The organism is Nocardia sp. NPDC058114 (assembly GCF_042884695.1).
GTDB lineage: Bacteria > Actinomycetota > Actinomycetes > Mycobacteriales > Mycobacteriaceae > Nocardia.
In genome coordinates, this window is sequence record NZ_JBHVTK010000011.1 from 148,348 (window position 1) to 172,677 (window position 24,330).

23 protein-coding genes and 1 tRNA gene are annotated in these 24,330 nt (G+C 63.3%); 9 read left to right on the plus strand and 15 right to left on the minus strand.

What is annotated here, in order from left to right:
* Positions 1-25: 25 nt before the first annotated feature.
* The 10 genes from ACFVVI_RS30550 to ACFVVI_RS30595 form a co-directional block, all read right to left on the minus strand.
* Positions 26-1,237: an MCE family protein gene (locus ACFVVI_RS30550; RefSeq protein ID WP_387447826.1), complete on the minus strand. Its 1,212-nt coding sequence runs from the start codon at positions 1,235-1,237 to the stop codon at positions 26-28.
* Positions 1,237-2,373 (minus strand): MCE family protein, encoded by a 1,137-nt coding sequence (locus ACFVVI_RS30555; protein WP_387447828.1) that lies wholly within the window; start codon positions 2,371-2,373, stop codon positions 1,237-1,239. The genes ACFVVI_RS30550 and ACFVVI_RS30555 overlap by 1 nt, the downstream gene beginning before the upstream one ends.
* Positions 2,370-3,644, minus strand: coding sequence for an MCE family protein (locus tag ACFVVI_RS30560; RefSeq protein WP_387447830.1), 1,275 nt, complete (start codon positions 3,642-3,644; stop codon positions 2,370-2,372). The genes ACFVVI_RS30555 and ACFVVI_RS30560 overlap by 4 nt, the downstream gene beginning before the upstream one ends.
* Complete coding sequence (locus ACFVVI_RS30565; RefSeq protein WP_379313387.1) at positions 3,641-4,663, minus strand: MCE family protein; 1,023 nt, start codon at positions 4,661-4,663, stop codon at positions 3,641-3,643. The genes ACFVVI_RS30560 and ACFVVI_RS30565 overlap by 4 nt, the downstream gene beginning before the upstream one ends.
* Positions 4,660-5,673 carry an MCE family protein gene (locus ACFVVI_RS30570; RefSeq protein ID WP_387447832.1) on the minus strand — a complete coding sequence of 338 codons (1,014 nt, stop codon included), beginning with the start codon at positions 5,671-5,673 and terminating at the stop codon, positions 4,660-4,662. The genes ACFVVI_RS30565 and ACFVVI_RS30570 overlap by 4 nt, the downstream gene beginning before the upstream one ends.
* Positions 5,670-6,857, minus strand: a complete 1,188-nt coding sequence (locus ACFVVI_RS30575) for an MCE family protein (protein ID WP_387447834.1) — start codon at positions 6,855-6,857, stop codon at positions 5,670-5,672. Before ACFVVI_RS30575 ends, ACFVVI_RS30570 begins: the two co-directional genes overlap by 4 nt.
* Entirely contained in the window at positions 6,854-7,672 is an 819-nt protein-coding gene (locus tag ACFVVI_RS30580; RefSeq protein ID WP_379313384.1) for an MlaE family ABC transporter permease, read from the minus strand. The genes ACFVVI_RS30575 and ACFVVI_RS30580 overlap by 4 nt, the downstream gene beginning before the upstream one ends.
* A 45-nt stretch (positions 7,673-7,717) precedes the next feature.
* Complete coding sequence (locus tag ACFVVI_RS30585; RefSeq protein ID WP_379313394.1) at positions 7,718-8,485, minus strand: MlaE family ABC transporter permease; 768 nt, start codon at positions 8,483-8,485, stop codon at positions 7,718-7,720.
* A gap of 155 nt (positions 8,486-8,640) precedes the next feature.
* On the minus strand, positions 8,641-9,780 hold the full coding sequence (locus ACFVVI_RS30590; RefSeq protein WP_387447836.1) for a serine hydrolase domain-containing protein: 1,140 nt from the start codon (positions 9,778-9,780) through the stop codon (positions 8,641-8,643).
* A 2-nt stretch (positions 9,781-9,782) separates the two neighbouring features.
* The gene (locus tag ACFVVI_RS30595; protein WP_387447838.1) at positions 9,783-10,373 is read right to left on the minus strand and encodes a QsdR family transcriptional regulator; all 591 of its coding nucleotides are present in this window, start codon (positions 10,371-10,373) and stop codon (positions 9,783-9,785) included.
* Between the two features lie 315 nt (positions 10,374-10,688).
* On the opposite strand from ACFVVI_RS30595, the gene ACFVVI_RS30600 reads away from it, so the two are divergent.
* From ACFVVI_RS30600 to ACFVVI_RS30610, 3 genes are all read left to right on the plus strand, one after another.
* Entirely contained in the window at positions 10,689-11,558 is an 870-nt protein-coding gene (locus tag ACFVVI_RS30600) for a crotonase/enoyl-CoA hydratase family protein (RefSeq protein WP_387447840.1), read from the plus strand.
* 61 nt (positions 11,559-11,619) lie between these two features.
* On the plus strand, positions 11,620-13,257 hold the full coding sequence (locus tag ACFVVI_RS30605; RefSeq protein WP_387447938.1) for a long-chain fatty acid--CoA ligase: 1,638 nt from the start codon (positions 11,620-11,622) through the stop codon (positions 13,255-13,257).
* 159 nt (positions 13,258-13,416) lie between these two features.
* Positions 13,417-13,623, plus strand: a complete 207-nt coding sequence (locus ACFVVI_RS30610) for a hypothetical protein (RefSeq protein WP_387447842.1) — start codon at positions 13,417-13,419, stop codon at positions 13,621-13,623.
* A gap of 244 nt (positions 13,624-13,867) precedes the next feature.
* Here ACFVVI_RS30610 and ACFVVI_RS30615 read toward each other — a convergent pair whose 3' ends face one another.
* The 4 genes from ACFVVI_RS30615 to ACFVVI_RS30630 form a co-directional block, all read right to left on the minus strand.
* Entirely contained in the window at positions 13,868-15,292 is a 1,425-nt protein-coding gene (locus tag ACFVVI_RS30615) for an NAD-dependent succinate-semialdehyde dehydrogenase (protein ID WP_387447940.1), read from the minus strand.
* Positions 15,293-15,344: 52 nt separating this feature from the next.
* Complete coding sequence (locus ACFVVI_RS30620; protein WP_387447844.1) at positions 15,345-16,454, minus strand: alcohol dehydrogenase catalytic domain-containing protein; 1,110 nt, start codon at positions 16,452-16,454, stop codon at positions 15,345-15,347.
* 52 nt (positions 16,455-16,506) lie between these two features.
* Positions 16,507-17,370 carry an SDR family NAD(P)-dependent oxidoreductase gene (locus ACFVVI_RS30625; RefSeq protein ID WP_387447846.1) on the minus strand — a complete coding sequence of 288 codons (864 nt, stop codon included), beginning with the start codon at positions 17,368-17,370 and terminating at the stop codon, positions 16,507-16,509.
* Between the two features lie 147 nt (positions 17,371-17,517).
* Positions 17,518-18,537 (minus strand): AraC family transcriptional regulator, encoded by a 1,020-nt coding sequence (locus ACFVVI_RS30630; RefSeq protein ID WP_387447848.1) that lies wholly within the window; start codon positions 18,535-18,537, stop codon positions 17,518-17,520.
* A 71-nt stretch (positions 18,538-18,608) separates the two neighbouring features.
* Between ACFVVI_RS30630 and ACFVVI_RS30635 the strand changes: the two genes are divergently transcribed.
* Entirely contained in the window at positions 18,609-20,144 is a 1,536-nt protein-coding gene (locus ACFVVI_RS30635) for a flavin-containing monooxygenase (protein ID WP_387447850.1), read from the plus strand.
* Positions 20,145-20,295: 151 nt separating this feature from the next.
* A complete protein-coding gene (locus ACFVVI_RS30640; RefSeq protein ID WP_387447852.1) occupies positions 20,296-21,711 on the plus strand; it encodes a serine hydrolase domain-containing protein in 1,416 nt (471 codons plus the stop codon).
* Between the two features lie 167 nt (positions 21,712-21,878).
* On the opposite strand, the gene ACFVVI_RS30645 is transcribed toward ACFVVI_RS30640, so the two are convergent.
* Positions 21,879-21,951, minus strand: a tRNA-Asn gene (locus ACFVVI_RS30645).
* Positions 21,952-22,162: 211 nt separating this feature from the next.
* Between ACFVVI_RS30645 and ACFVVI_RS30650 the strand changes: the two genes are divergently transcribed.
* From ACFVVI_RS30650 to ACFVVI_RS30665, 4 genes are all read left to right on the plus strand, one after another.
* Complete coding sequence (locus tag ACFVVI_RS30650; protein ID WP_056821808.1) at positions 22,163-22,408, plus strand: hypothetical protein; 246 nt, start codon at positions 22,163-22,165, stop codon at positions 22,406-22,408.
* 106 nt (positions 22,409-22,514) lie between these two features.
* A complete protein-coding gene (locus tag ACFVVI_RS30655; RefSeq protein WP_387447854.1) occupies positions 22,515-22,670 on the plus strand; it encodes a hypothetical protein in 156 nt (51 codons plus the stop codon).
* Positions 22,671-22,846: 176 nt separating this feature from the next.
* The gene (locus tag ACFVVI_RS30660; RefSeq protein WP_387447856.1) at positions 22,847-23,161 is read left to right on the plus strand and encodes a hypothetical protein; all 315 of its coding nucleotides are present in this window, start codon (positions 22,847-22,849) and stop codon (positions 23,159-23,161) included.
* 12 nt (positions 23,162-23,173) lie between these two features.
* Positions 23,174-24,328, plus strand: a complete 1,155-nt coding sequence (locus ACFVVI_RS30665) for a S8 family serine peptidase (protein WP_387447858.1) — start codon at positions 23,174-23,176, stop codon at positions 24,326-24,328.
* Positions 24,329-24,330: the final 2 nt, after the last annotated feature.

Sequence of the window (24,330 nt, forward strand, 5' to 3'; positions counted from 1 at the left end):
CAAGGCGGTCAAACGGTCAGCCATCTCATTTCTCTCCCGTCTCGAGTGGGGTGTTCTCGCCGAGCGGGACGTAGCCGGCGGGGTCTTTGCATTGCTCGACTGTCGGTGCACGCCGCCCTGGGTTTTCGGTGCAGGGCAGATTTCGTGCGCCGCGAGCGACTGTCGGATCATCCTGCGGCACAGCGCAGAACGCGGGTGTTTGCAGCGGAAGGGGTGCGGAGTCCACAGGTGAACGCCGTTGATCGGGCGGAAGGAAACCCGTGGTGCATGGTGGCGGCACGTTGAGGTTGAGGTTGAAGTCGAGGTTGCCCATCGACGGCTCCGAGCCGGCGGCCACACTCTGGATCGCTGCTGCGACCGCCGGGTAGATGACGAGGATCTGTTCGACACTGAGGTTGTAGATCCGCAGGACGTCGGCGATGGAATGGAGGTTGGCGAGGGCCCGGGGAAGCGTTGGCGCGATCTCGGTGAACAGGGCAGCGCCCGCCTCTCCCGCCGGGCCACCGTTGTCGATCAGGCTGCGCAACGAGCCGTCTCGGTCGGCAACCGTTCGGGTGATGGAACCGAGGTAGCCAGACCATGCGCGAATAGACTCTGTGCTCGCTACTTGGGTGTCGAGCAGTGGTCCGGCTCCGTCGATCAGCGCCCGCGTCGGGCCGATGTTCGCCAATCCTTCATCGATGAATGCGCCTGTCCCATCGATGATCTGCTGCAGATCGTTGCCCTTGTTGCGGAACGCCGTACCGCTCTCGTCGATGAGAGCACGCAGATCATCACGCGGAACATCGGCCAACGCGAGATCCAGCGTGTCGATCAGTTCCGCTGTAGGGGTGGGCAACCGGCCGCCGACGATCGTGTCGCCGTCATGTAGATAGGGGCCGGAGTCGGTTTGCGGCAGCAGTTCGATGTACTGCTCGCCGATGGCCGATCGACTGTGGACTTCGGCGACGATGTCGTTCTTGGGGATGTCGACAGCACCGTCGAGGAACATCGTGACGACGACGGAACCGTCGTCGACACGGAGGTTGTCGACAACGCCGACCTGGATGCCACGGTAGGTGACGTTCGATTTCTCGTAGAGTCCGCCGCCCGAAGGGAGCACGAGTTCTACTGTGTTGCGGCCGATTCCGAGCATGGCGGGGACACGCAGGTATTTCATGCCGATCCAGGCGACGGCTACGACAGTGATCACGGCGAAGGCGATCAACTGGTATCTGACGAGTCGCGAGAGCAGCATCAGTTACCGCCTTGTTCGGTGGGACGGGTTTGCCCCAGGTTCAGCGGCGTGATGAGCGGATTGCCCTGGATCGGCGGGAAGGGCGGAAGCTGGCCGATGATGCCGCCGAGCGAGGCGAGCTGCCCCATCGCGGGTGTCCCGGTCAGCAATGCCCGGTCGAGCCGGGCGGTCGTCAAATCCAGATTCAAGAACAGATTCGCGAAGTCGCCTTGCACGGCGTTGCGATAGGAGTTCATCGGGAACGGCAGGGTCGCGAGCAGTGAGAGCGAGGACGTCAGGGACGGTCCGGAGTCTGCCAGCGCACGTAATGCCGGCTCCAGTGCCCGGAGGTCGGCATCGAGGTCCGCGCGGCTCGCGGTGATGAGCGCGTCGGCCGAACGGGCGAATCGTCCGATGGCATCGACTGCGCCGATCAGATCCTCACGCTGCGCGTCCAGCGTGGTCAACGCGGGATCCAGCGTCAGCAGTGCCTGATCGAGGGTTTCGCGATCGCCGGCGACGATGTTCGAGAAGCGGTCGAGTCCGTCGAGCGCCGCCACGATATCGGCGTGCTGCTGGTTGAGCCGACCGGTGAAATCGCGCAGATTGTCGAGCAGGCTGCGCACGGTGTCCTCGCGACCGGACAAGGCTTCGCCGACTTCGCGGTTGATCTCGGCGAGTTTGCCGACCCCGCCACCGGTGAGGAGGAACGACAGCGTCGACAGTGTTTGCTCGGTCGTGGGATATGCGTCGGCGTTATCGAGCGAGATGCGATCACCGTCATGCAACAGCGCTGCGACTGGACTCGATTTGGGCGGCAGCAGTTCCAGGTGAGCCGAGCCGAGCAAGCTCGTGGCACCGATCTTGGCTGTTGTGCCGTTGGGTAATTCAACATCGGGCTCGAGGGAGACCGTCACGAGAGCGTGTGTGCCTTCGACCCTGATCGATCGGACGGTCCCCACCGTCACATCACTCACGCGTACTCGCGCGTTTTCGGTGAGGGTGGCAACGTCAGGCATCTCGATATCGATCGACCACGAACCATCCCCGGTGCCGACAGAGCCAGGCAGAGGAAACTGGTTGATCCCGGTCCACCCGCACCCTGCGAGAACCGAAGCCGAACAAAGGACGCACACCAGGCGGGCAACTGCGCTCATCGTGGTCCTCCTGGCAGCGGAAGCGTGGGCAGCATGAGACCGGGGAAACCAGGAAGCGACGGTGGCAGTGCGGGAACCTGGACAGGCGCGGGGGAGGGGCGCGGCGCATGCGGAGCCTGTTCGAGAGCCGGATCGCTGTATTCGATCTGGTCCGGAAGCGCGCCGACCGAGTTCCCGACAACGGCGCCGATCGGGGCATAGTTGAACGCGAGCGACTTCAGCAATGGTCCGAGGTAGTGGATGCACAGCTTCGTCGATTCCTCGGCGCCTTGCTCACCGGCGGCAGCGATGGCCGAGCAGATGAACTGGACCGGGTTGGCGAAGTTCGTCATCGCCAATGCTCCTGTCAGGGAGTTCTGAGCGGGTTGATAAATGTTCTCGAGGTTCGCGAGCACGGTCGGCGACGCGTGCAGGACCTGTTCGAGGTCGCGTCGCCGGTCCACCAGGACTTGCGTGGCGCCGCCCAGTTTGTCGACGGTGTCGCTGATTCCCGCTCTGTTCTCCCCCACGAAGGCCTGCAGGTCGGCGACCGCGAGATCGAGGTCGGCGAGGGTATCTCCCAACGACGTCTCGCTTGTCGCGACCAGCTCTGATACTGACGCAAGCCGATCTCCGAATGCGACGATCTGCGCGTGACTCTGTGAGAGCGCGTCCACCAGCACTGACAGATTCCTTACGGCGGCGAAGAGATCGGTCCGTCCGTCGGACAATGTGGTGGTTGCCCGGGCGAGGTTCGCCAGGGTCGAATTGAACGTGGCGCCGTTTCCGCGCATGGTGCCCGCGGCGTCGGTGACGAATTCACCGAGACTTCCCGGCTCACCGGACTGTGGACCCAATCGCTTCGCGAGGCGGGTGAGCTGTTCTTTGATCTTGTCCCACTCGACCGGCACGGCTGTTCGTTCTTCGGGAATCGAACCGCCGTCGGGCAGCTCGGGTCCACCGGCGTAGGCCGGGGTGAGCTGCACGAATCGGGCGGTGACAAGTGTCGGCGATACGACGACGGCTTGCGCGTCAGCTGGCAGCTTCCACCGCTGGTCCAGGGTCAAATGCACTGCGACACGGGTACCTTCAGGCTCGATCCGGTCCACGACACCCACCGTCACGCCGAGTATGCGTACGTCATCACCCGGGTACAGTCCGACGGCCGCGGGAAAGTACGCGACGATCGCCTTGTCCGTGATCCGCGGAACGATCACATAACTCACAACCGCCAGCGCGACGAGAATGCCCGCGATGGCACTGCTCACCAACATCTTTCGCTTCTGTCTCATCGCGGCCCCTCCGGTTGCGGCACACGACCGTCGCCCAGAGCGGCATCGACGAACGGCTGAATGAATTGGCCGGGTAGCAGATTTCCGACATAGGCGCTGAAAAACGGTCCACTGCCGACAGATTCGCCGAGTGTCCCCATATATTTGACGAGACCGGGCAGTGCGGCGTCGATGGAACTCTTGTTCCGCTCGAGCAGGTCGAGCACGCTGTTCAACCGCGTGAGTGTCGGTGCGAGTTGTTCGCGGTTCTCGGCGATGAGGCTACTGATCTGCTGTGCGACCGCCGACAGAGAGTTCGACAGCTTCCCGATCGCAGTGCGCCGCGCATCGAGCTCGGCGAGGATGCGGTTGCCGTCGACGACAAGGGTATTGATCTGTCGGCTGCGCTCCGCCAGCACGCCGGTCACTTTCGACCCGTCGGCGAACAACTGCCGCAGTGCCTGATCCCGAGAGCCCAGGCTTTCCGACAAACGCGCGACGCCGTCGAGTGCGGCCTCGAGTTCTGGCGAGGATTGCTCGAGCACACCCGATGTCGTGTGCAAGGCGTCCGATAGTTGCTCGGTGTCGATCCCGGCGACGTTGTCGGTGAGTTTACCGAGTTCGGTGGGCAGGTCGTAGGGTGACCGGGTTCGCTCGAGAGGGATCGCTGAGGCATAGTCGAATCGCCGATCGTCAGAGCTGGGGGTGAGCACAACGGCTTTGCTGCCGAGTGCAGTCCGAGTCCTTGCCTGTGCGCTGGGGGTGGCGCCGAGTGCGAGATCGGGGCGGACACCCATCGTCACTTCGACGTCGGTGCCGCGCAGCGTGATGTCGCGCACGGTGCCCACATTCACGCCGGAAAATTCGACGCGATCGCCTGTTTTCAGGCCGCCGGCATCGGCGAATATTGCCCGGATCTCGCTGTCGGAGTCGAGCACAGGTAGTCGGTCGTAGTTCGAGACAGTCGCGACAGTCGCCAGAATCAATATTCCGCCGACGACGCCTGTCCGCACTGCGTTTCGGTTCTCGTATCGCCTCATTGCGGTGTCACACACCTGCCTTGTTTCTGTTGCACGAGTTTCGTGACAATCGGTGCGCCGGCGGGACCGTCGATCTTCAACGTCACCGCGCAGAGGTAGAAATTGAAGAAGCTGCCATAGGCGCCGAGCCGAGTCAGCCGCTGGTAGGCCTCCGGCAAGGCGGTCAGTACGGCCTCGATCTGTGCGCTGCCGTCATCGAGAAGTGTTGCTGCGCGGTTTGCCTGGGCAATGTCATCTCGGATGGGCTGGCGGTCGGCAATGAGTAGATCGGCCAGTGTCGTGGAAGCCGACTCGACCTGCACGAGCGCATCCGCGATCGGGGTGCCCCGTTCGGCCAGGGCCGACACCAGTTGCTGCATATGGTCGATCACCCGGGACAGCGCGCCGCTGTCGTTCCCGACGGTGCCGAGTACCGCACCCAGGTTGGTGATAACGGATCCGATCAGCGCGTCACGATCGGCGAGGGTGCTGGTGAGAATCGCGATCTCCTGCAGAATGCCGGTGATCGTCCCGCCTTGTCCCTGCAGGACACGGATCAATTCACCGGTCAAGCGATCGATCTGTTCGGGTTCCAGCGAACGCGTCAGTGGTGCCAGCCCACCGAGCAGGGAATCGATATCGAGGGCAGGGTTTGTCTGTGCGAACGGAAAGGTGCCGCCCTCCTGCATCGGCTCGTCGAGGTGGTCGCCGTTGACGAGCTCGAGGTAGCGGTCTCCGAGCAGGTTCGAGTAGCGCACGGTCAGGCGCGCATCACTCGTGACCCGGATATCGCGAGCGATGTCGAACACGACGTCCACGTCCCTGCCGCGCAAGTCAACGGCACCCACTCGTCCTACGTCGACACCGGCTACCCGGACGACATCGCCCTCGGCGAGCCCGGACACGTCGGCGAACTCGGCGCGATAGTCGATCCTGCTGTCGAGACGAATTCGCCCGAGCACCAACACGAGAAGCCCGAGAACCATGACCATGACGAGCGTGAAGCTGCCGAATTTCACAGCGTTCTTCATCGTCTACCCCCTGGGATGCCGTAGAGCATGAAGTCCAGGACGTTGAGCTGCGCCGGCCGATCCGTGGGGAGGTACGGATTCACTCCGGTGTCGGTCGCGAGGTATTTCGCCGGTCCGTTCGCGATGTCGAGAACGGGCAGTTCGCCACACCGCGGACCGCCGCTGGCAGCGACCTTCGGTAGGTCCTGGGGGTAGCGGTACGGCATCTCGCCGGCTAGCAGCGTGGCACTGATGTTGACTCCCGGCACCGCGCCACCGACGAAGGACTCGATGTCGGCGCGTGCTTTGTCCAGCCCCTGGAAGAAGCAGGGCAGCCCTGGCGAGTACTCGTCGAGCAGTTCGGTAGTCGGTCGGATCGACCGCAACAGCGCTTCGGTGGCTTGTCCGTTCGCCTCGAGCAACTCGCCGCCGGCCCGTCCCACTCCGATGGCTGCCAGGAAGAATCTGTCGAGCCCAGCTACGTTGTCCACCACAGTGTCTCCCGTTGTCGACAACGACCGCAGAGTCTCGAGGATGTCCGGTGCCGCGTCCTCGTAGACGGTGGCTACGTCGGCCGTTGCCGCCAGATCGCGCTGCAGATTGTCCAAGCTCGGACGCAACTGGGTGAGATAGGCGTCGGCCTGATCGATGGTGTGACCGAATTGCTTGCCTCGGCCGCGCAGGGCGTCGGAGATCGCCGTGAGCGTCGCGTTGAGGTTTTCCGGCGCGACGGCCTTCAATACTGTGGTCAGCCGTTCGAACAGGGTGTTGATCTCAGGGGTGACATCTCGGTTGTCGATCGTTGCCCCGCTCGTAATCGCTTGTGCTGCTGGAGATTGCGGTAAAACCAGTGCAACGTACTTTGCGCCGAAGACAGTCGTGCTTTCGATCGAAGCACCGACGTTGACCGGAATCGAATGTGCGTGCTCGGGGAGGAGATCGAGCTCGATCGATACGTATCCCGCTTCTTCTCTGATCTTGCCGACGCGGCCTACCTGTACATCGAGGAGCTTCACCCTGGCTCCCGTGTCGAGGTTCAACCCGGATCGTTGCGCAAGCAGCTCGACCTTCACGCTGTCGATGAACTCACCGCGGAATTGGGCTACGACGAGCGCGGCGATGACAATGACGCAGCCGGTGAAGAGGATTCCTGCCGTGGTGACGTGGGGGTCGCGCGGCGGCCCCGTCCGCAGTCGCCTGATCATCCGGCGAAGTTGAACTTGCCGGAGGTGCCGTACACGGCCAGCGACACCGCCAGCGTCACGAACACCACTGCAGCGAGTGACGAACGAACCGCTCGGCCGACGGCCTCGCCCACGCCCGCGGGCCCACCGCTGGCGGTGTAGCCGAAATAGGTGTGAATGAGCATCACGACGAGTCCCATCAAAATCGCCTGCAAGAAGGACCACAGCAGGTCCGTGGGTACGAGGAACGTGTAGAAGTAGTGGTCGTATACCCCGCCCGATTGGCCGTATACGACGACCGTCGCCGTTCGGCTCGCCAGGAACGAGGCGATGAGCGCCACTCCGTACACCGGGACGATCGCCACCATGCCGGCGAGAATCCGCGATGACGCCAGGTACGGAACCGATCGCACGCCGATCACCTCCAGCGCGTCGATCTCCTCCGAAATGCGCATAGCGCCGATCTGTGCTGTCGCGCCGGCACCGATGGTCGCCGCTAGGCCGACACCGGCGATCACCGGTGCCGCGACGCGCACATTCACATACGCCGCGATGAAGCCGGTCAAGGCCTCGACGCCGATGTCGCCCAGTGTTGTATAGCCCTGCAGCGCAACGACAGCCCCGGCTGACATCGTCAAGAATCCGACGATGACGATGGTGCCGCCGATCACCGCCAAGGCGCCGGAACCGAGTGCGACTTCGGCGACCAACCGTAGTGTTTCCCGGCGATAGTGGACCAGCGCGAGTGGGATTTCGACTATCGCTTTCCGATAGAAGACCGCTTGCCTGCCGATCTCGTCGACTGCCCGTTTCAGCCACTTCGCGCGGAGAAACACGAAGCGAGCCGGTCGCGACGTGAACCTAGGTACTGCCAACGTCATTCAGCTACCCGCCGTCATCTTGATACCGATCGCCGTGAGGGCGATATTTACGAAGAACAAGGCCATGAATGCGTAGACAACCGTCTCGTTCACGGCCTGGCCGACGCCCTTTGGGCCACCCCTCACGGTGAGACCGCGTGAGCACGCGACGAGCGCGGCGATGAGTCCGAACATCCCGGCTTTGATTTCGGAGATCACAAGCTCCGGTAGTCCGGTCAACAGCGGTATGCCATCGACGAACGCTCCGGGTGTGACGTTCTGGAAGTACACCGAGAAGAAGAAGCTTCCCGCGATCCCGATCGCGCACACGAGCGCATTCAGCAGCAGCGCAACCACAGTCGAGGCGAGCACACGCGGCGCAACGAGCCGCACAATCGGGTCGATGCCGAGCACCTCGAGCGCATCGATTTCCTCGCGAATCGTCCGCGACCCGAGGTCGGCACAGATTGCGGTCGCACCTGCCCCGGCTACGACCAGCACGGTGACGACGGGTCCCACCTGGGTCACCGCCCCTAGCGTGGCACCGGCACCTGCGATATCCGATGACCCGAATTCCGCGGCAAGGATATTGAAGGTGAAACTGATCAATGCGGTGAAGGGAAGCGCGACGAACAGCGTCGGCAACAACGACACTCGCACGATGAACCAGCACTGTTCGAGGAATTCCCGGCCTTGAAAGGGCCATGTCACCATGCCACGGAAAGTGTCGAGCGACAGATAGAAGAACTCGCCGAGGGAGCGTAACGGTCCCTGGACCAGATCTCGCATTGTTCTCTCCCACTGTCGAATCGAATCAAAGTTGCGGAGTCGTCTACGAAACAACGAGCAACTCGCGGAACCGCTGGGCGTCAGCCGGTTCGGTTGCCGTGCCAAGCCATGGCAAGGCGCGCCCGGATTTGAACCGGGCGTTGTATGCGCGCCGATCAGGCGTCGATTACTTGATAGACCGCGCGCAGGTACGCCTCGCTCCGCGGCGAACCGAGGAGACCGAGACCCATCTTGTTCATCATGTAGGTGATGGTCATTCGGCGGTCCAAGTCCATGACGACCATGGATCCGCCCCACCCACCCCAGAAGCAGATTCGCCCGTCAGGAATCGCGGGAACGGTTTGAGGTTCGGGGAGGCCGTAGCCGATGCCGAAGCGCAGCGGGACGCCGAGCACGCGGTCTCTGCCGTTGCTCTGTTCCTCGAAGATCAGCTCAATCGTGGCCGGAGACAGCAACTTGACACCGTCAACGCTCCCACCGCACGGGATCACGGACATGATGCGAGCGAGCGAGCGAGCATTGCCGTGGCCGTTGTAGGCGCCGAGATCTGCGCGCCGCCAGGACGCGGTGTTCGCCGCGGCAGCATCGAGTGGCGGGGACCCGAGTGCCTTGCGCATGAGGTTGCCCTCGGGAAGCGCGGTGAGGTCGAACGGAAGTGGTGGCGGCGGAACCACATCGGCGATGCGCGGCCAATCCAGTTCGTGTGCACCGATCTGGAAGTCGGCGTCCAGCGGCCCGGCGATTTCGTCGGCGACGAACTGTGCCAGGGACTTCCCAGAGACCCGGCGAACAACTTCGCCGAGCAGTTGGCCGTAGTTCTGGGCGTGGTAGCCCGAGGACCTCCCCGGCTCCCACCACGGCTTCTGTGCAGCCAGGTGCGAACTCGCCGAATCCCAATCGTAAAGATTGTCCAGGGCGAACGGCGGTTCCCAGCCGGCGACACCGGAAGTATGGGACAGCAGGTGGCGAACCTCGATACGGTCCTTGCCGTTGGCGCCGAATTCGGGCCAGTACTCCGCGACCGGGGCGCGGACATCGACCTGATGCCGGTCGACCAGCATCAGTACTGCCAGGCTCGTCACTGTCTTCGTCGACGACCACACGTTGGTGATGGTGTCGGCTTCCCATGGCCGGGTCCGCTCGATGTCGCTGAACCCTCCCCATAGGTCGACAACGACCTCGCCGTCGATGTCGACAACTACTGAAGCGCCCAACTCCTCACCTGAGGCGATGTTCTTCTCGAACTCCGTTCGGAGATCATCGAATTCGGGGCTACATTGCCCGCTTACGGTCATGACTACGTTCCCTTCGGGATATATGTGGGGTCGCCGAGCAATGCTGCTACCGCGATGGCTGCCTTCGTTGCGTCGGGGTCTTCTCCGGTGATGAGATCTGCGTAGATGAAGGATTCGGTGATCCGCGCGATGAGATAGGCCAGATCGTGCGCCGACATCGGGTGAACGAGATGGCCACGGTCCAACTCCTGTTGCACCACGCGCTCCACGGCGTCGACGATTTCGTTCAACACGGGGCTTTCCTTGGTCGTGAGCAGGCGCAGAGCGCGTTCGGGTTCGCTGCGGAGAAACCTGCGGAAATACGGTGCGTCGATGAGTGCCTGACCGAACGTGCCCGTCGCGTCCGCGATCCGGGCCGCACCGGTGCGTGTGGTCGCTGCCACCGCTGCGCGGTGAGTCGGTTCCGCGAGCGACCACAGCACGGTCGCGAGCAGATGGTCGCGATTGCCGACCCAACGGAACAGTGTTGTTCGGTCGACCCCGAGTTCAGCAGCGAGTTTCTGCATATCCAAACGGTCGCCCTCGAGGAACTTGCGCCTGGCGACGGCGATCGCCTGCTCGGCTGACACTTTGCTGTGACCCGGACCACTCATGAATGCAACATACTCACAAATGTAGCAACGAATCAAGTAGATGTTGCAAATTTGCCCGCACTCCAGGTGGAGGGCTCGTCGCGGACGCAGCGAATCTGTCGGATGAAGTCAAATTGTTGTCGCGCAAAGGCAAGTTCTCGCCGCCGAGGCTGCACAGACTTACAGCTTGTCGAGTCCTGCTGGCAAAGACGCCCAGCAGGACCGATTTCCTTCATCGACGCCGTCTCGTGGGACGGGGATGGCATAGCGAACACGATCTGGTTCGGTCGCGCGATATCCACGTCGGCCGATCACACCCCAGTCAGGAGCAACCCGGTGACCTTCCAGACCCTGCGCTACGAGGTACACGACGCGATCTTGACCATCACGCTGGACCGCCCTGAGCAACTCAACGCGTTCACCGTGAGCATGGCCGACGAGCTGGTGCACGCGTTCGAGCAAGCCAGCCGTGATGACGCAGTCGCTGCGATCGTGGTGACCGGCGCCGGGCGTGCCTTCTGCGCGGGCATGGACCTGTCGGTCGGCGGCAACGTGTTCGGTCTGGATGAAACAGCCCGGCCCACACCAACAGACATGCACCACCGGCTGACCGATCCGCCGATCCATCAGGGTGTGCGTGATGCGGGCGGGCGCGTGGCGCTAGCTATCTTCGCGTGCACCAAACCGGTGATCGCCGCCATCAACGGCGCCGCAATAGGAGTCGGAGCGACGATGACCCTGCCCATGGACATTCGAATAGCCAGCGATGATGCCCGCATCGGGTTCGTCTTCGGCAAGCTCGGCATCGTTCCCGAAGCGTGCAGCACGTGGTTCTTGCCGCGCATCGTCGGAATCAGTCGTGCATTGGAATGGACCTATGCGGCCGAAATCCTCACCGCCGATGCCGCTTTCGAAAGCGGGCTGGTTCGTACGGTCGTGGCGGCGGCCGATCTGCTGGATACCGCGTATGCGCTGGCGAAGACGTTCACCACCGACCGCTCACCGGTCGCTACCGCACTGGCCCGGCACATGATGTACCGCAACAGCGCACAACCGCACCCGCTCGATGCCCACCGGGTCGACTCGCTGGCGATGTTCTACACCAGCATCGCCGACGGCAAAGAAGGCGTCGACGCGTTCCTCGGCAAGAGGCGACCACAGTTCACCAGTCGAACCAGCCATCAATTACCGCAGGTATTCGGCTGATCAACCCCACCGCACCGAGGACAACGAAATGCGATCAATAGCTAGAGGAGACACCGCACCGATGTTGAGCACCATGCAGGACGAGCCGCTTTCGCTGGCGACGCTACTGAAGTACGCCTCGACCTTCCAAGGCGACAGCACAGTGTCCACTTGGACCGGCAGCGGCGTGCGCACCATGACCTACCGTGAAATGGGTTCTGAGGCAGCGAAACTGGCGAACGCGCTGCGCGGGTTCGGAATCGGAATCGGCGACCGGGTCGCGACCTTCATGTGGAACAACAACGAGCACATGGTCAGCTACATCGCCGTGCCCGCGATGGGCGCGGTGCTCCACGCTCTCAACATCCGATTGTTTCCAGAGCAGCTGGTGTTCGTGGCCAATCATGCCCAAGACCAGGTCGTCATCGTTGACGGCTCGCTGGTGCCGATGTTCGCCCAGTATCTGCCGAACCTGAAGACGGTCCGTCACGTCATCGTTGCCAACGGCGACGCCGAGGCGTTGCAGGCACCTGCCGGCGTGCAGGTGCACTCCTACGCCGAACTGCTCGCAACCCAGCCCGACACCTTCGACTACCCGCTGATCGATGAGCGCTCTGCCGCCGCAATGTGTTACACCTCCGGCACGACCGGCGATCCGAAAGGGGTGGTGTACTCGCACCGCTCCAACTGGCTGCACGCGATGCAGGTCGCCTCGCCGATGGGTATGGGCTGCACCGGGTCCGACAACGTGCTGGCGATCGTGCCCCTGTTCCATGCGAACGCCTGGGGCCTGCCCTATGCCGCGCTGATGGCGGGCACGAACCTGCTCATGCCCGACCGCTTCCTGCAGCCGGGACCGCTGCTGGAGATGATGGCAGACCAGAAGCCGACCTTCGCCGCGGCCGTGCCAACCATCTGGGGCGGGGTCCTTGCCGGGCTGGCTGCCAGGCCACAGGACATCTCGCACCTGCGCGCCGCGGTGGTGGGCGGGTCGGCGGTGCCGCCTTCGATGATGCGCGCCTTCCAAGAGCAGCACAGCTTGCGAATTGTGCAGGCTTGGGGCATGACCGAGACTTCACCGCTGGGCAGCGTCGCTCATCCGCCTGCGGGTGTCACCGGCGAGCAGGAGTGGGAGTTTCGTTATACCCAAGGTCGTTTCCCCGCCGGTGTGCAGGCACGGCTGGTCGGCGACGATGGCAACGTCGTGCCCAACGACGGCGATTCACTAGGCGAGCTGGAAGTTCGCGGACCCTGGATCACCGCCTCTTACTATTCCCCCGACGGCGTCGCGATCGACTCCGACAAGTTCGACGACGGCTGGCTGCGTACCGGCGACATCGGCAAGATCAGCCCCAACGGTTATCTCACCCTGGTCGACCGCTCCAAGGATGTCATCAAGTCCGGTGGCGAGTGGATCTCTTCGGTGGATCTGGAGAACGCGGTGATGGGCCACCCGGCCGTCGCTGAGGCCGCGGTCATCGGAGTGCCGGACGAGAAGTGGGACGAGCGGCCGCTGGTCGTCATCGTGCTGACCGAGGCCGGCGCCGCCGAGGCCGCCGAGCTGCGCGACTTCCTGGCCGACAAAGTCGCCAAATGGCAACTGCCCGAACGCTGGACCTTCATCACCGAGGTGCCCAAGACCAGCGTCGGCAAGTTCGACAAGAAACGGCTGCGCGCCCAGTACGCCGACGGCGACCTGACCGTCACCTCGCTGCCCTGACCTAGATCTCCACCAGCCCCCGACATCCTCGGGAGCCGAGCCGAGCTCAGCTCCCGAGGATGCGATTTCTGGCCGAGACAGCTCGCCCGCCACCGTGACGTTCAACATCAGCGGTGAACGACCGACTGCTCGAAACACTGCGCGCGAATTGGAGTTCCGATGCCACGTGCACGCCGTAGTCCTCACGGCGATAAGGTTCGATACCGCCGCGATGCTGAGATCGTCGCGCAATTCAGCAATCGCTCATTGCGTCGTCTCGTCCAGACCGTCGATGGTCTGCCCTCCTCGACACTTGGACAGATCATCGCGGTCGTTGACATCATTCGGGTAGTCGAAGACATCCATACGGCTGTCACCGACATCTGACGATCAGAAATGCGTAGTCCAGCGGCCCGGCGTGGCCGGACAGTCGCGCTATTCGCTCGACCACAGGCCGGGCATCTGCACAGGAATATTCGCGGCCAGGGGTGCGCCAAGTTCATCTGCGCCGGACCACGCACGCGATCACCCCTGCAGTCACGTGACGATGCGATAGCCATGTCGAAGCCAGGTCGCGTCAGCACGCCAGATCCTTGACCGCGTGAAAAGTGCACGCGGTCAAGGATCTCTCTCAGGCGTAGGGGTCGCTCACTGCGGTGTACCTGATTTCCAGATATTCCTCGATGCCTTCGAATCCGCCCTCGCGGCCCAAACCAGATTGTTTAACCCCTCCGAACGGTGCCGCGGGATTGGACACCACACCGACGTTGAGCCCGAGCATGCCGGTTTCGAGCTCTTCCATCAGACGTAGGCCACGGGCGGTGTCGCGAGTGTAGGCGTAGGCGGCCAGTCCGTACTCGGTGCTGTTCGCTGCTGCTATGGCCTCGTCTTCGGTGCCGAATCGGATGATCGGTGCGACAGGTCCGAAGATTTCTTCGCGCAGCAGGCGGGAACCGGGATCCACGTCGGTTAGGACGGTCGGCGGATAGAAGTGCCCGGGTCCAGGAAGTGGCGCACCGCCGACGCGAACGACGGCACCACGCTCGACAGCGTCGAGCACGAGGTCGTGCACCTTGCGGCGGGAAGCCTCATCGATCAGTGGTCCGATCTGGGTGGTGGGGTCGGAGCCCGGCCCGACGACAAAGGCGGCCACGCGTTCGGTGAGTTTGTCGGTGAACTCCGCGGCCACCGATTCGTGCACCAGAAAGCGGTTGGCTGCGGTGCATGCCTGCCCCATGTTGCGTAGTTTCGCGACGATCGCGCCCTCGACGGCGGTATCGATGTCGGCGTCGTCGAACACAAGGAACGGTGCGTTGCCGCCGAGCTCCATCGAGGTCCGCAGTACTTGTGTTGACGACTCGGCGAGAAGACGGCGACCGACCTGAGTGGAACCCGTGAACGACAGTTTCCGCAGCCGAGGGTCGGTAATGATCGCCGAAACAGCTTCTGCCGCCGATGATGTCGGAATCACGTTGAGCACGCCTGGAGGAAGGCCGGCCTCGGCGAGGACTCGGGTCAGCAAGAGTGAAGTCAGCGGTGTGAGCGCGGCGGGTTTGAGTACCATGGTGCAGCCGGCCGCGACGGCGGGTGCGATCTTGCGGGTGGCCATCGCCAGTGGGAAGTTCCATGGGGTGATCAACAGCGTTGGCCCGACAGGGTGTTTGTTGACGAGTAGTCGGGTCTTGCCGTCAGGTGCGGTGCCGAATCGTCCATTTGCCCGCACGGCTTCTTCGGCAAACCAGCGCAGGAATTCTGCGCTGTAGGTGACCTCGGCTCGCGCCTCGGCCAACGGTTTGCCCATCTCGAGAGTGATGAGTGCGGCGAATTCCTCCGCGCGGGCGGTTACGGCTTCGAAAGCTCTTCGCAGAATCTCCGATCGCGTGCGAGGTGCGGTGCGAGCCCAGTGTCGTTGGGCGACGACAGCGGAGTTCAGAGCGGCGCGCGCGTCGGCGGGCGTTGCGTCGGCCACGGAGGCCAGGGGCAGCTCAGTGGCAGGGTCGAAGACCTGAAAGGTTCTGGCGCCCTGTGCGTCTCGCCACTGCCCGCCGTAGTACATCTGCGCCTCGACGTCACGAATGGTGGATGCTGTGATGCTCAATTGCTGGGCCTCAATCTTGATCGAAGACAATGATTTGTCGAACGGCTTTGCCGTCGGCCAATTCGTCCATGGCTGAATTGATTTCGGACAGTCGAATACGTGAGGTGATCAGCTGCTCGACCGGGAGTACACCGTCGCGCCACATCTGCGCGAAGATCGGGATGTCACGTTCGGGCACCGCCGAACCGAGATAGCTTCCGGTGATCGTGCGTGCTCCCGAGACCAGACCCAACGGCGCGATGGTGGCGCGGATCTCGGGTCCAGGCAGCCCGACTGTCACGGTTGTCCCGCCTGGAGCGGTCGCCGCCACGGCGGTCTCGAATGCGCGGGCACTGCCTGCTGCCTCCACGACGACGGCGGCGGTGATCCCGGATTCGATCACCTCTTGCGGTGTGCAAGCGGCGGCACCCGCTGCGCGTGCGTGGCTGAGCTTGTCGGGCAGCGGATCCACGCCCATGACCTCGCCGTGGCCCAACGCGACTGCGGTAAGCAGGGCCGCCATTCCCACTCCACCCAACCCGACGACCATGACCGCATCGCCCGGCTGTGGGCGGCCTGCGTTGATCACCGCGCCGCCGCCGGTCAGTACCGCGCAACCGAGTACCGCAGCGATGTCAGGCGGTATGTCGTCGCCGATGGGAACTACTGAGCGTCGGTCGACCACTGTGTGGGTGGCGAATCCCGATATCCCGAGATGATGGTTGATCGCCTTCCCGCCGCGACGCAGGCGTACTCCACCTCCGAGGAGGATGGCGTCGTTGTTGGCTGCGCTACCCGCCGAGCAGGGCAATCGCCCGTTGGTGCCACAGGCGAGACAATATCCACATCGCGGGAGAAAGGTCATGACAACTCGCTGTCCGATCGCGATGTCATCGACGTCGGATCCGAGGAGCTCGACTCGCCCGGCGGCTTCGTGCCCGAGCAGCATCGGAAGGGGGCGGCGACGATTGCCGTCGACGACTGACAGGTCGGAGTGGCAGATACCGGCGGCCTCGATACGAACAAGGACCTCGCCCGGCCCGGGTGGGTCGAGGTCGAGTTCATCGATGACGAGTGGCCGGGACCGTGCGTATGGTCGATCCTGCCCACTGTGTTCGAGTACCGCGCCCCGAATCTTCATTCCGTGTCCGTCCTTGTGGATTCCCCGTTCCGGTGGAGTTCGGCGAGCCAACTCATCGCAGAGCCGCCGCTCGGCGTTTGCGCGTACCACGGGGACTCAGTCGCTGCATCACCGTCAGGTACGAGGCCGGAAACATGCGGGCTATCAGATCGGCCGTGACGGCGGATGATGCGATCAATACGCGTGGTTTGCGTCGGGTGATGCCGTCGAGGATCTGCTCGGCGGCTTTGTCCGCCGGATAGGTGAGGAGTTTGGCGAATGCCGCTTTGCTCACTCGTGTCTGTTCTTCGGAAGCCGAGTCCGCGATCCGGACGCTCTCCGCGATCCTGGTGCGGATCCCCCCGGGATGCACCGTGGTGACTCCGACTCCTTGGTCGGCGAGTTCGTGGCGCAGCGCTTCACTGAAGCCACGCAGCGCGAATTTGCTTGCGGCGTAAGCGGTTTGGCCAGGTGGTGCGATGAGGCCGAACAGGCTCGAAACATTGACGATGTGGCTTCCCGGTGTGGCGAGCAAGGTCGGGAGCAGCAAGCGTGCCAAGGCGACCGGGGCGCGGAAGTTGATGTCTTGAACCCACTGGAATTCCTCAGCCGTGAGGTCTCGGAAATTTCCGCCCAGGGCGACACCGGCATTGTTGATCAACAGTGTGATGCTCGGATGCCGGGCGAGGATCGCCGAGGTCTTTGCCTCCAGGCTGTCGAGGTCGGCGAGGTCCACGACATAGGTATCCACCGCTAGGTCGGGGCGGGCCAACCGCACCACTTCGGCGACTGTAGCCAGGCGGTCGGCGTCCTTATCGACCAGCACCAGGTTGCAGCCGCGTGTAGCCAGCCCATATGCCATCTGCTCGCCCATACCGCTCGCAGCACCGGTGAGTAACGCAGTGGCCCCCGTAAACCTGTAAGAGGACAGTGACATCGGATCTCCTTCAACAGTGGCGCGACAATTGGCTCGACCGCCAGTCTGTTGGGCAACATCCGTGCGAACTTGATGTGAGACGACAACAATTTCGCTTTGCGCGACACTGCGCTGGGTTCTGATCAGCAGCCCGATAGTTTCACCCGGTTACGGTGCCGCAGCACCGCCGCGGCGGATTGCGCGCGGCGTGGCACCCCACCAGCGTCTGCAGCATCGGGTCAGGGTGGATTGTTCGCTCAGCCCGACCAGCGCCGCGATCTGACTCATCGGCATGTCGGTGGTGGTCAGGTAGCGGTGGGTTTGGTTGCGACGAACCTCGTCGAGAATGGCGGCAAACGACGTGCCCTCAGCTGCGAGGCGGCGTTGCAGCGTGCGGGGATGCACGGCGAGAAGCCTGGCGACGACACCGATCTCCGCAGGTGCGGTGCCGAGCGACTGTTGCAACGCCGCGTGCACCTGAGTCCCGGTCGGCAGCGCGGGGTGCGACGGCGCCTGTTCCGCCAGGAAGGTCATTGCCAACCGCATCAGACTCTCGTCCGCACCAGAGAGGGGAAGGGTTGTGATGCTGCGCGGTACCCGCAAATTCGCGGCCGGACGCGCAACGCGCACCGGCGCTCCGAAGAACCGCTCGTAAAGGGCTATCGGGGCGACGGGTCGATACGGCAGATCCACCGACCGCAGACCGTACCGGCCGCCGACCAGCAGCTCGATGGTTCGGTGGAGGAAGCCGAGTCCAAGATCCACGCCTTGCACGGAGATGACCCGTCCGCCGGCCGAGACCCCGTATCTCAGGGCGAGTACACCGCGCGCCCCGTCCGGGTCGTCTTCCATCGCGATGCTCATTCCCTGGGCATGCAGAAACAGGTATCGAGAAGCACATTCGAGCGCATCAGCGACGGTGGGGGCGTTGCGGATCGCCAAAGACAGCGGTCCCAGCATTCCCAGGTCCTGGCGGCCGGCAACACGCAATCCCAGATCTGGACAGTCCAGCAGGCGTGCTGCGGACTCGAGTACCCGGGCGGCCACGAGATCGGAGATGAGAATGTCGTCGCTGTCGAGTGCGACCGGCGGTAGCCCTGCCCGCTCGGCCAGCTCGTCGGCGTTGCCGCCGAGCTCGGCTACGGTGGCACGGAACCCGCGCAGCGCTGCGGAACGAATCATCGGCATGTCGCCCAGTATCAAATTTTTGTCGTCTCAGATCAAGAACTACGAGCAGTGAACGGCAAATACTGGTTGCTATGACAGACGACCCGCGTTCCACCACCAGCTCCGAGCATGTCGATGTGGTGATCGTCGGCGCAGGCTTGTCCGGTGTGGGTGCCGCATACCGGCTGCAAACCGAGTGCCCGACCAAGTCCTATGCCGTGCTCGAGGCCCGTAGCGCGCTGGGCGGAACGTGGGATCTGTTTCGATACCCCGGGATTCGCTCCGATTCGGACATGTTCACTCTCGGATACCCGTTCCGGCCCTGGCGCGAGGCCAAGTCCATCGCTGACGGCCCCGATATTCTGCGTTACATCCAGGAAACCGCGACCGAGTTCGGCATCGACCGACACGTCCGCTACAACACCAAGGTCGTCGCCGCGGACTACTCGATCGCCGATGCCCTATGGACATTGACCGTCGAACGGCACAGCGACGACGGAACAACAACCACCTCTGCGCTGACCTGTACCTTCCTGTACTCGTGTGCGGGCTACTACGACTACGACCGAGGCCACGCCCCGCAATTTCCGGATAGCGATTCCTTCACCGGCATGATCGTGCACCCCCAGTTCTGGCCCGACCACCTCGACTACACCGGCAAGCAGGTAGTCGTAATCGGCAGCGGCGCGACCGCCGTGACCCTCGTGCCATCCATGGCGACAGACGCCGCCCATGTGACGATGCTGCAGCGCTCACCGACCTGGATCAGCGCCGTCCCCAGCCGGGACAAGATCGCTGATCGACTGCGCGCCATGTTGCCCGCCGGTATGGCGCATCGCATCATTCGTACCAAGAACATTCTTTTCAGCACCGCCTTCTATCAGTACTGCCGTCGGCGGCCCGAGGGAGCACGCGAACTGCTCATCAAGATGAACACCCGCATTCTCGGCGATGCGCAGCTGGTCGAGGACCACTTCACTCCCAGCTATAACCCGTGGGACCAACGGCTTTGCGCCATCCCGGGCGCAGACCTGTTCAAAACTATCAAGAGCGGAGCGGCCGAGGTCGTCACCGACCACATCGATGCTTTCGTTCCCGAAGGTATCCGCCTTCGATCCGGCCGTGTGCTCGAAGCCGATATCGTGATCACCGCAACAGGTCTGCAGCTCAAGGCATTCGGCGGAGTCCAGCTGAAAGTCGACGGCCGAGCTGTTGACCTGCAGTCACAATTCGTATGGCAGGGTGCGATGATCAGCGAAGTGCCGAACTTCGCCATGTGCATCGGCTACACCAACGCCTCGTGGACCCTGCGCGGCGACCTCACCTCGCGCTTGGTCTGCAAGGTCCTCAACCACATGGACCGGCACGAACTGGCCGCCATCGCACCCAAGGCAGATCCCGGCCTTCATGAGCGCCCACTGCTCGATTTGGCGGCAGGCTACGTCCAACGCTCGATCAACGAGTTCCCCCGCCAGGGCGACCGGCGGCCGTGGAAAGTCCGACAAAACTACATCCTCGACTGGCTGACCACGATGCGCACCGATCTCACCGCGACGCTCGACGCGACACCTCGTGTCGCAATCCGCAACACACACACCTCGGCCCACGAGGTCGCCTCGTCCGCTTGATTTCCATCGGCACGAAGAAGCTGAGCTGACCGCTGACCAGGGGATGTCCCGGTCAGCGATTATGCGTCCCGAATTCCCCCATCACCCACACCGATCGTGGTAGGCCTATATCGATACGTAAATAAATCGCAGTACAACGAGGTGGTGCGAGATGGATTTACGGTGCCGATCGAGGTTTCGCCAGGTCTCGATCACCTTGCTGAGCATTTCCACGCTGTTCGCGGGATTCGGAATGATCGGCACCCCACCAGCTAGCGCTGAGACTCGAATATGCGCACTGCCGGAAGGGGATGCCGCCGTCGAGTCCGTCGCACCCGCTGATGTCGATATCGACCAGCGAGCAATGGACGAGGCGATCGCGTTCGCGTCGTCGCGAATGCGGACCAACATCCAGATCTTCCGCAACAACTGTCTCGTAGGTACCGGACCGCTGAACTCTGCTACCGGCAATGTCGCATGGCACCTGTGGAGTTCGACCAAAGCGGTGACAGCGTTGGTCGTCGGTGTCGCCGTCACACAAGGCCTGCTACGCCTGGACGCACCGATCGGTGATTACCTACCAGAAGGCGAAGGAGACGCCGCGCATCGCGCGATCACCATCCGCGACTTGTTGACGCAATCATCGGGTTTGAAGCAGTCACTTTTCGCCGAGGCTTTCACCGGCCTGATTCCCGATCTGAACACCGCCCAACAAGCTTTAGCCTTGCCGGTTGAGCACCCTCCGGGCACATTTTTCGAGTACTCCCAGCGCGGACCCGACCTCCTTGTCTACGTTGTGCAGCACGCGATCGGACGAGATTTTCAGGGGTTCGCACAGCAGTACCTGTTCGACCCGCTGGGCATCGATGCCGAGGACTACTACTGGAAGCGCGACCGTGCGGGCAATATCTACGGGTTCGCGTATCTGTTCCTGCCGCCGAACGACTTCTCCCGGATCGGGTTGCTTCTACTCAACAACGGTGAGTGGAACGGGAAACGAGTCATCGACGCCGCCTACATGGACCAATACCGGCAGCCGTCGAAGTCCAACGCCTGCTACGGCTTCCTTGTCTGGCTCAACCAAACTCCTTGTACGGGCGTCACATTGCCGTCGCGAAAGACGATCGATGTTGCGGCGTTCGACCCGATGCCGCCCGACACCTATGCAACCGTAGGTTTCTTGCACCAAACAAATTTCGTTGTGCCGAGTCTGAACTTGCTGATCACCTGGAACGGTGTCCTCGGCGATGTATCACCCGACCCGAGCACGCTGCTTTCCGTCAACACCAACAGTGAACTCTACCGGGAGTTCCTTCGACTCTTTGCCCGCGCGATCACCGACGTCGACCTGCCCGACCCGGGCCCCTACGTCCCCAGCATGAACCTCGAACTCGACCCGATCGGTGTCTTCGATCCCAATGTCCTGCTGGCATCATTCGGCGTAGGACCATATGCCCCGGCCGGATGCACGCTGCTCTCATGTGGCGGCGTACCGCTGACACCGCCCTTCGACAGCCCAGAACCGGCATGTCAAAGCGGAGTCTTCTGCCTGCCTGTCCCCGGGGCGCCCAAACGCGAGGGACAGTAGACGACCGAATGCGAGGGACCACAGCCTCGGTCGGAACGCGTACTCAGGCCCCCGACTTCACGGAGACTTTGGGGCAGCTGAACCGATGAAAGTGTGCCGTTTCCGTGCCTCGACGACCCCGAAAAGCAGAAAACCAGGTCAAACGATGACGTTTGCCCTGGTAGATGCTCCCCCATCTGGACTCGAACCAGAAACCTGCCGATTAACAGTCGGCTGCTCTGCCAATTGAGCTATAGGGGATTGTCCTGGGTGGTTAGACTCAGGTGGTCTGCCTTGGCGGGCTGACCGAGATGAAACTTTAGCGCATCGTGTCGCGGGAACCCAAATCGGGGCGCTACCTGCGGACATGCGGCGTATAACGATGTGCTGTCGAACGGTGGCCGGATCGACAGGGGTGGGGCGGCTGGGGCAGGATGGAGCCCGCACACAGACGTGGGAGGAGCTCCAGGAGATGCTGCGGTTGATCATCGGCGTGGCGGCCGGTTATGTGCTGGGCACGAAGGCCGGTCGGGCACGCTACGAACAGATCACTGCGGCCTCGCGAGCGGTCGCGGGTAGTCCGGTGACGAGGAAGCTGGTGTCGGTGAGCCGGCAGAAGCTGTCGGACAAGTTGAGCACGCAGCCGAAGCTCGAGCCGATGGAGCCGATCGACGAGCGCACCACGGTCTTGATTCCGCACAACCAGCTGCGTCGCTGAACTGAGTTCTGTCGGCGCGCGCGGACGAGCGTCCAACCGTCGAATCCTCCTGACGCGCAGGCTCCGCGAAATTCCACCTCAGTCACACCGATATACGGGGGACCCCATGACCGATCCGCATCTGAACGCCGCCGGCGCCGCACCGGTGTCGTTGTTCAGCGCCCAGTATCTCGGCGACGCGAGTGCGGAGCCCGCCGAGCCGGTCCCCGGCAACCATCTGCCGACCTTCCTGGCCGCGGTCGAAGACCCGGACCAGAGCTAGCGGTGCTCGCTCTCGCTTCTCGGTAGTTCGGCGCGGGTAGTACCTGCGTGGAAATTGGGGTAGCCGGGTACTCGTGTGGGTTCGGACACATCCTCGTACGTTCAGATCAGCCTGAAAATCTGCGGCTGACGTCGGCGTTTGGGACATCTGCGCCGCGCGAGTGTCGAGGAGTACGGATGTCTACCGCAATCACCACGCTGACATCGCCCCAAGGCCGACCACCGACTCTGATCGGCGACGCGAAGGTCTCACCGAACTCGGTGTACCCCGCGCCGACCACTTCGTTCGTCGAGCTGCTCCGGGCGGAGGTGAACGGCGCACATCGTCCTACACCGCGCTGTCTCTACGTGTACGGCACCGACGGATGGCCCTGTGTCGTGGGCGTGCTGCGCGGTGCCGCCGACGCGATCGGCGACAACAGCAAGCCCAGGTTCGGACGGCGGATGACCCGCGACGTCTGCGACTTCATCGTCGCGTACTCGGCTCTGTAGGAAGGAATCATCATGTCCGACACCATCTCTGCCGAATCGGTAGCCGACGTCGCCTACGAGTTCGTTGTCCCCGTGGAGAAGCCGTTGCAGACCGACCTGACGGTGATGCCCGAACTGCTCGAGGTGGATCTGCTGGTGCGCGCCGCGGAGGCGCGCGCCAAGTTCAACGTCGACGGATCCGGCATGACGGTCGCCGTCCTCGATACCGGGCTCCGCACCACGCACGTCGATTTCGCGGGCCGGGTTCGGGCAGGCCGGAACTTCACGGCCGACAACAATGGTTCGCCCACCGATCCGAGCGACGGACAGGGTCACGGCACCAACGTCGCGGGGATCATCTGTGCCGGCGGGGTGCACACCGGGATGGCGCCGCGCGCGAATATCGTGCCCGTCAAGGTCCTCGGCAACTCCGGCGGCGGGAGCTTCGAGGCGATCCGTGACGCACTGCACTGGGTGCTGGCCAATCGGGCATCGCTGGGTATCTCCGCCGTGTGTATGTCGCTCGGCGCATCGGACAACAACACCTCGGACGCGGATTTCGCGGGCGACGGCATCGGCGACGTGATGCGGAAACTCACCGACGCCGGCGTCGCCTGCTGTGTCGCGGCGGGTAACGACTACTTCGCCCACAACAGTGGCCAAGGCATGAGCTACCCGGCGATCTTCCGCCAGACGATCAGTGTCGGCGCGGTCTACGACGCCGACGAGGGCTCGTTCAGCTACGGCTCCGGGGCGACCGCCCTTTCGACGGCTCCGGATCGGATCACCCCGTTCTCGCAGCGCCTGCACTCGAGTGTGGGTGGCGCCTGCGCGACCGACATCTTCGCGCCCGGCGCCCCGACGACCTCGTCGGGGATCCGCAACGACAGCGGCGAGTCGATCCAGCACGGCACCAGTCAGGCCACGCCCGTGGTCGCCGGCATCGTGCTGCTGATTCAGCAATTCCATCTGCGGGTGGCCGGGACGATGCCGTCGGTCGCCGATGTTCGCACATGGCTGCTGGCGGGTGCTGTGCCGATCGTGGACGGCGACGACGAAAACGACAATGTCGTCCACACCGGACAGACGTTCAGCCGGATCAGCGCGTTCGGCGCGCTCACCGCCTGCGCGAAGGACGTGGCGCGCTCGGCGCTGGTCGAAGCGGGTATCGACCGTTCGCGGGTGTAACT

What these genes read in the sequence shown, in the direction of transcription:
- ACFVVI_RS30595 (WP_387447838.1), bottom strand. Translation starts at nt 10,373, where the DNA reads ATGAGTGGTCCGGGTCACAGCAAAGTGTCAGCCGAGCAGGCGATCGCC.
- ACFVVI_RS30640 (WP_387447852.1), top strand. Translation starts at nt 20,296, where the DNA reads ATGGATTTACGGTGCCGATCGAGGTTTCGCCAGGTCTCGATCACCTTG.
- ACFVVI_RS30605 (WP_387447938.1), top strand. Translation starts at nt 11,620, where the DNA reads ATGTTGAGCACCATGCAGGACGAGCCGCTTTCGCTGGCGACGCTACTG.
- ACFVVI_RS30585 (WP_379313394.1), bottom strand. Translation starts at nt 8,485, where the DNA reads ATGCGAGATCTGGTCCAGGGACCGTTACGCTCCCTCGGCGAGTTCTTC.
- ACFVVI_RS30655 (WP_387447854.1), top strand. Translation starts at nt 22,515, where the DNA reads ATGACCGATCCGCATCTGAACGCCGCCGGCGCCGCACCGGTGTCGTTG.
- ACFVVI_RS30590 (WP_387447836.1), bottom strand. Translation starts at nt 9,780, where the DNA reads ATGACCGTAAGCGGGCAATGTAGCCCCGAATTCGATGATCTCCGAACG.
- ACFVVI_RS30555 (WP_387447828.1), bottom strand. Translation starts at nt 2,373, where the DNA reads ATGAGCGCAGTTGCCCGCCTGGTGTGCGTCCTTTGTTCGGCTTCGGTT.
- ACFVVI_RS30660 (WP_387447856.1), top strand. Translation starts at nt 22,847, where the DNA reads ATGTCTACCGCAATCACCACGCTGACATCGCCCCAAGGCCGACCACCG.
- ACFVVI_RS30620 (WP_387447844.1), bottom strand. Translation starts at nt 16,454, where the DNA reads ATGAAGATTCGGGGCGCGGTACTCGAACACAGTGGGCAGGATCGACCA.
- ACFVVI_RS30630 (WP_387447848.1), bottom strand. Translation starts at nt 18,537, where the DNA reads ATGCCGATGATTCGTTCCGCAGCGCTGCGCGGGTTCCGTGCCACCGTA.
- ACFVVI_RS30575 (WP_387447834.1), bottom strand. Translation starts at nt 6,857, where the DNA reads ATGATCAGGCGACTGCGGACGGGGCCGCCGCGCGACCCCCACGTCACC.
- ACFVVI_RS30610 (WP_387447842.1), top strand. Translation starts at nt 13,417, where the DNA reads ATGCCACGTGCACGCCGTAGTCCTCACGGCGATAAGGTTCGATACCGC.
- ACFVVI_RS30665 (WP_387447858.1), top strand. Translation starts at nt 23,174, where the DNA reads ATGTCCGACACCATCTCTGCCGAATCGGTAGCCGACGTCGCCTACGAG.
- ACFVVI_RS30570 (WP_387447832.1), bottom strand. Translation starts at nt 5,673, where the DNA reads ATGAAGAACGCTGTGAAATTCGGCAGCTTCACGCTCGTCATGGTCATG.
- ACFVVI_RS30550 (WP_387447826.1), bottom strand. Translation starts at nt 1,237, where the DNA reads ATGCTGCTCTCGCGACTCGTCAGATACCAGTTGATCGCCTTCGCCGTG.
- ACFVVI_RS30560 (WP_387447830.1), bottom strand. Translation starts at nt 3,644, where the DNA reads ATGAGACAGAAGCGAAAGATGTTGGTGAGCAGTGCCATCGCGGGCATT.
- ACFVVI_RS30650 (WP_056821808.1), top strand. Translation starts at nt 22,163, where the DNA reads ATGCTGCGGTTGATCATCGGCGTGGCGGCCGGTTATGTGCTGGGCACG.
- ACFVVI_RS30565 (WP_379313387.1), bottom strand. Translation starts at nt 4,663, where the DNA reads ATGAGGCGATACGAGAACCGAAACGCAGTGCGGACAGGCGTCGTCGGC.
- ACFVVI_RS30625 (WP_387447846.1), bottom strand. Translation starts at nt 17,370, where the DNA reads ATGTCACTGTCCTCTTACAGGTTTACGGGGGCCACTGCGTTACTCACC.
- ACFVVI_RS30615 (WP_387447940.1), bottom strand. Translation starts at nt 15,292, where the DNA reads ATGTACTACGGCGGGCAGTGGCGAGACGCACAGGGCGCCAGAACCTTT.
- ACFVVI_RS30635 (WP_387447850.1), top strand. Translation starts at nt 18,609, where the DNA reads ATGACAGACGACCCGCGTTCCACCACCAGCTCCGAGCATGTCGATGTG.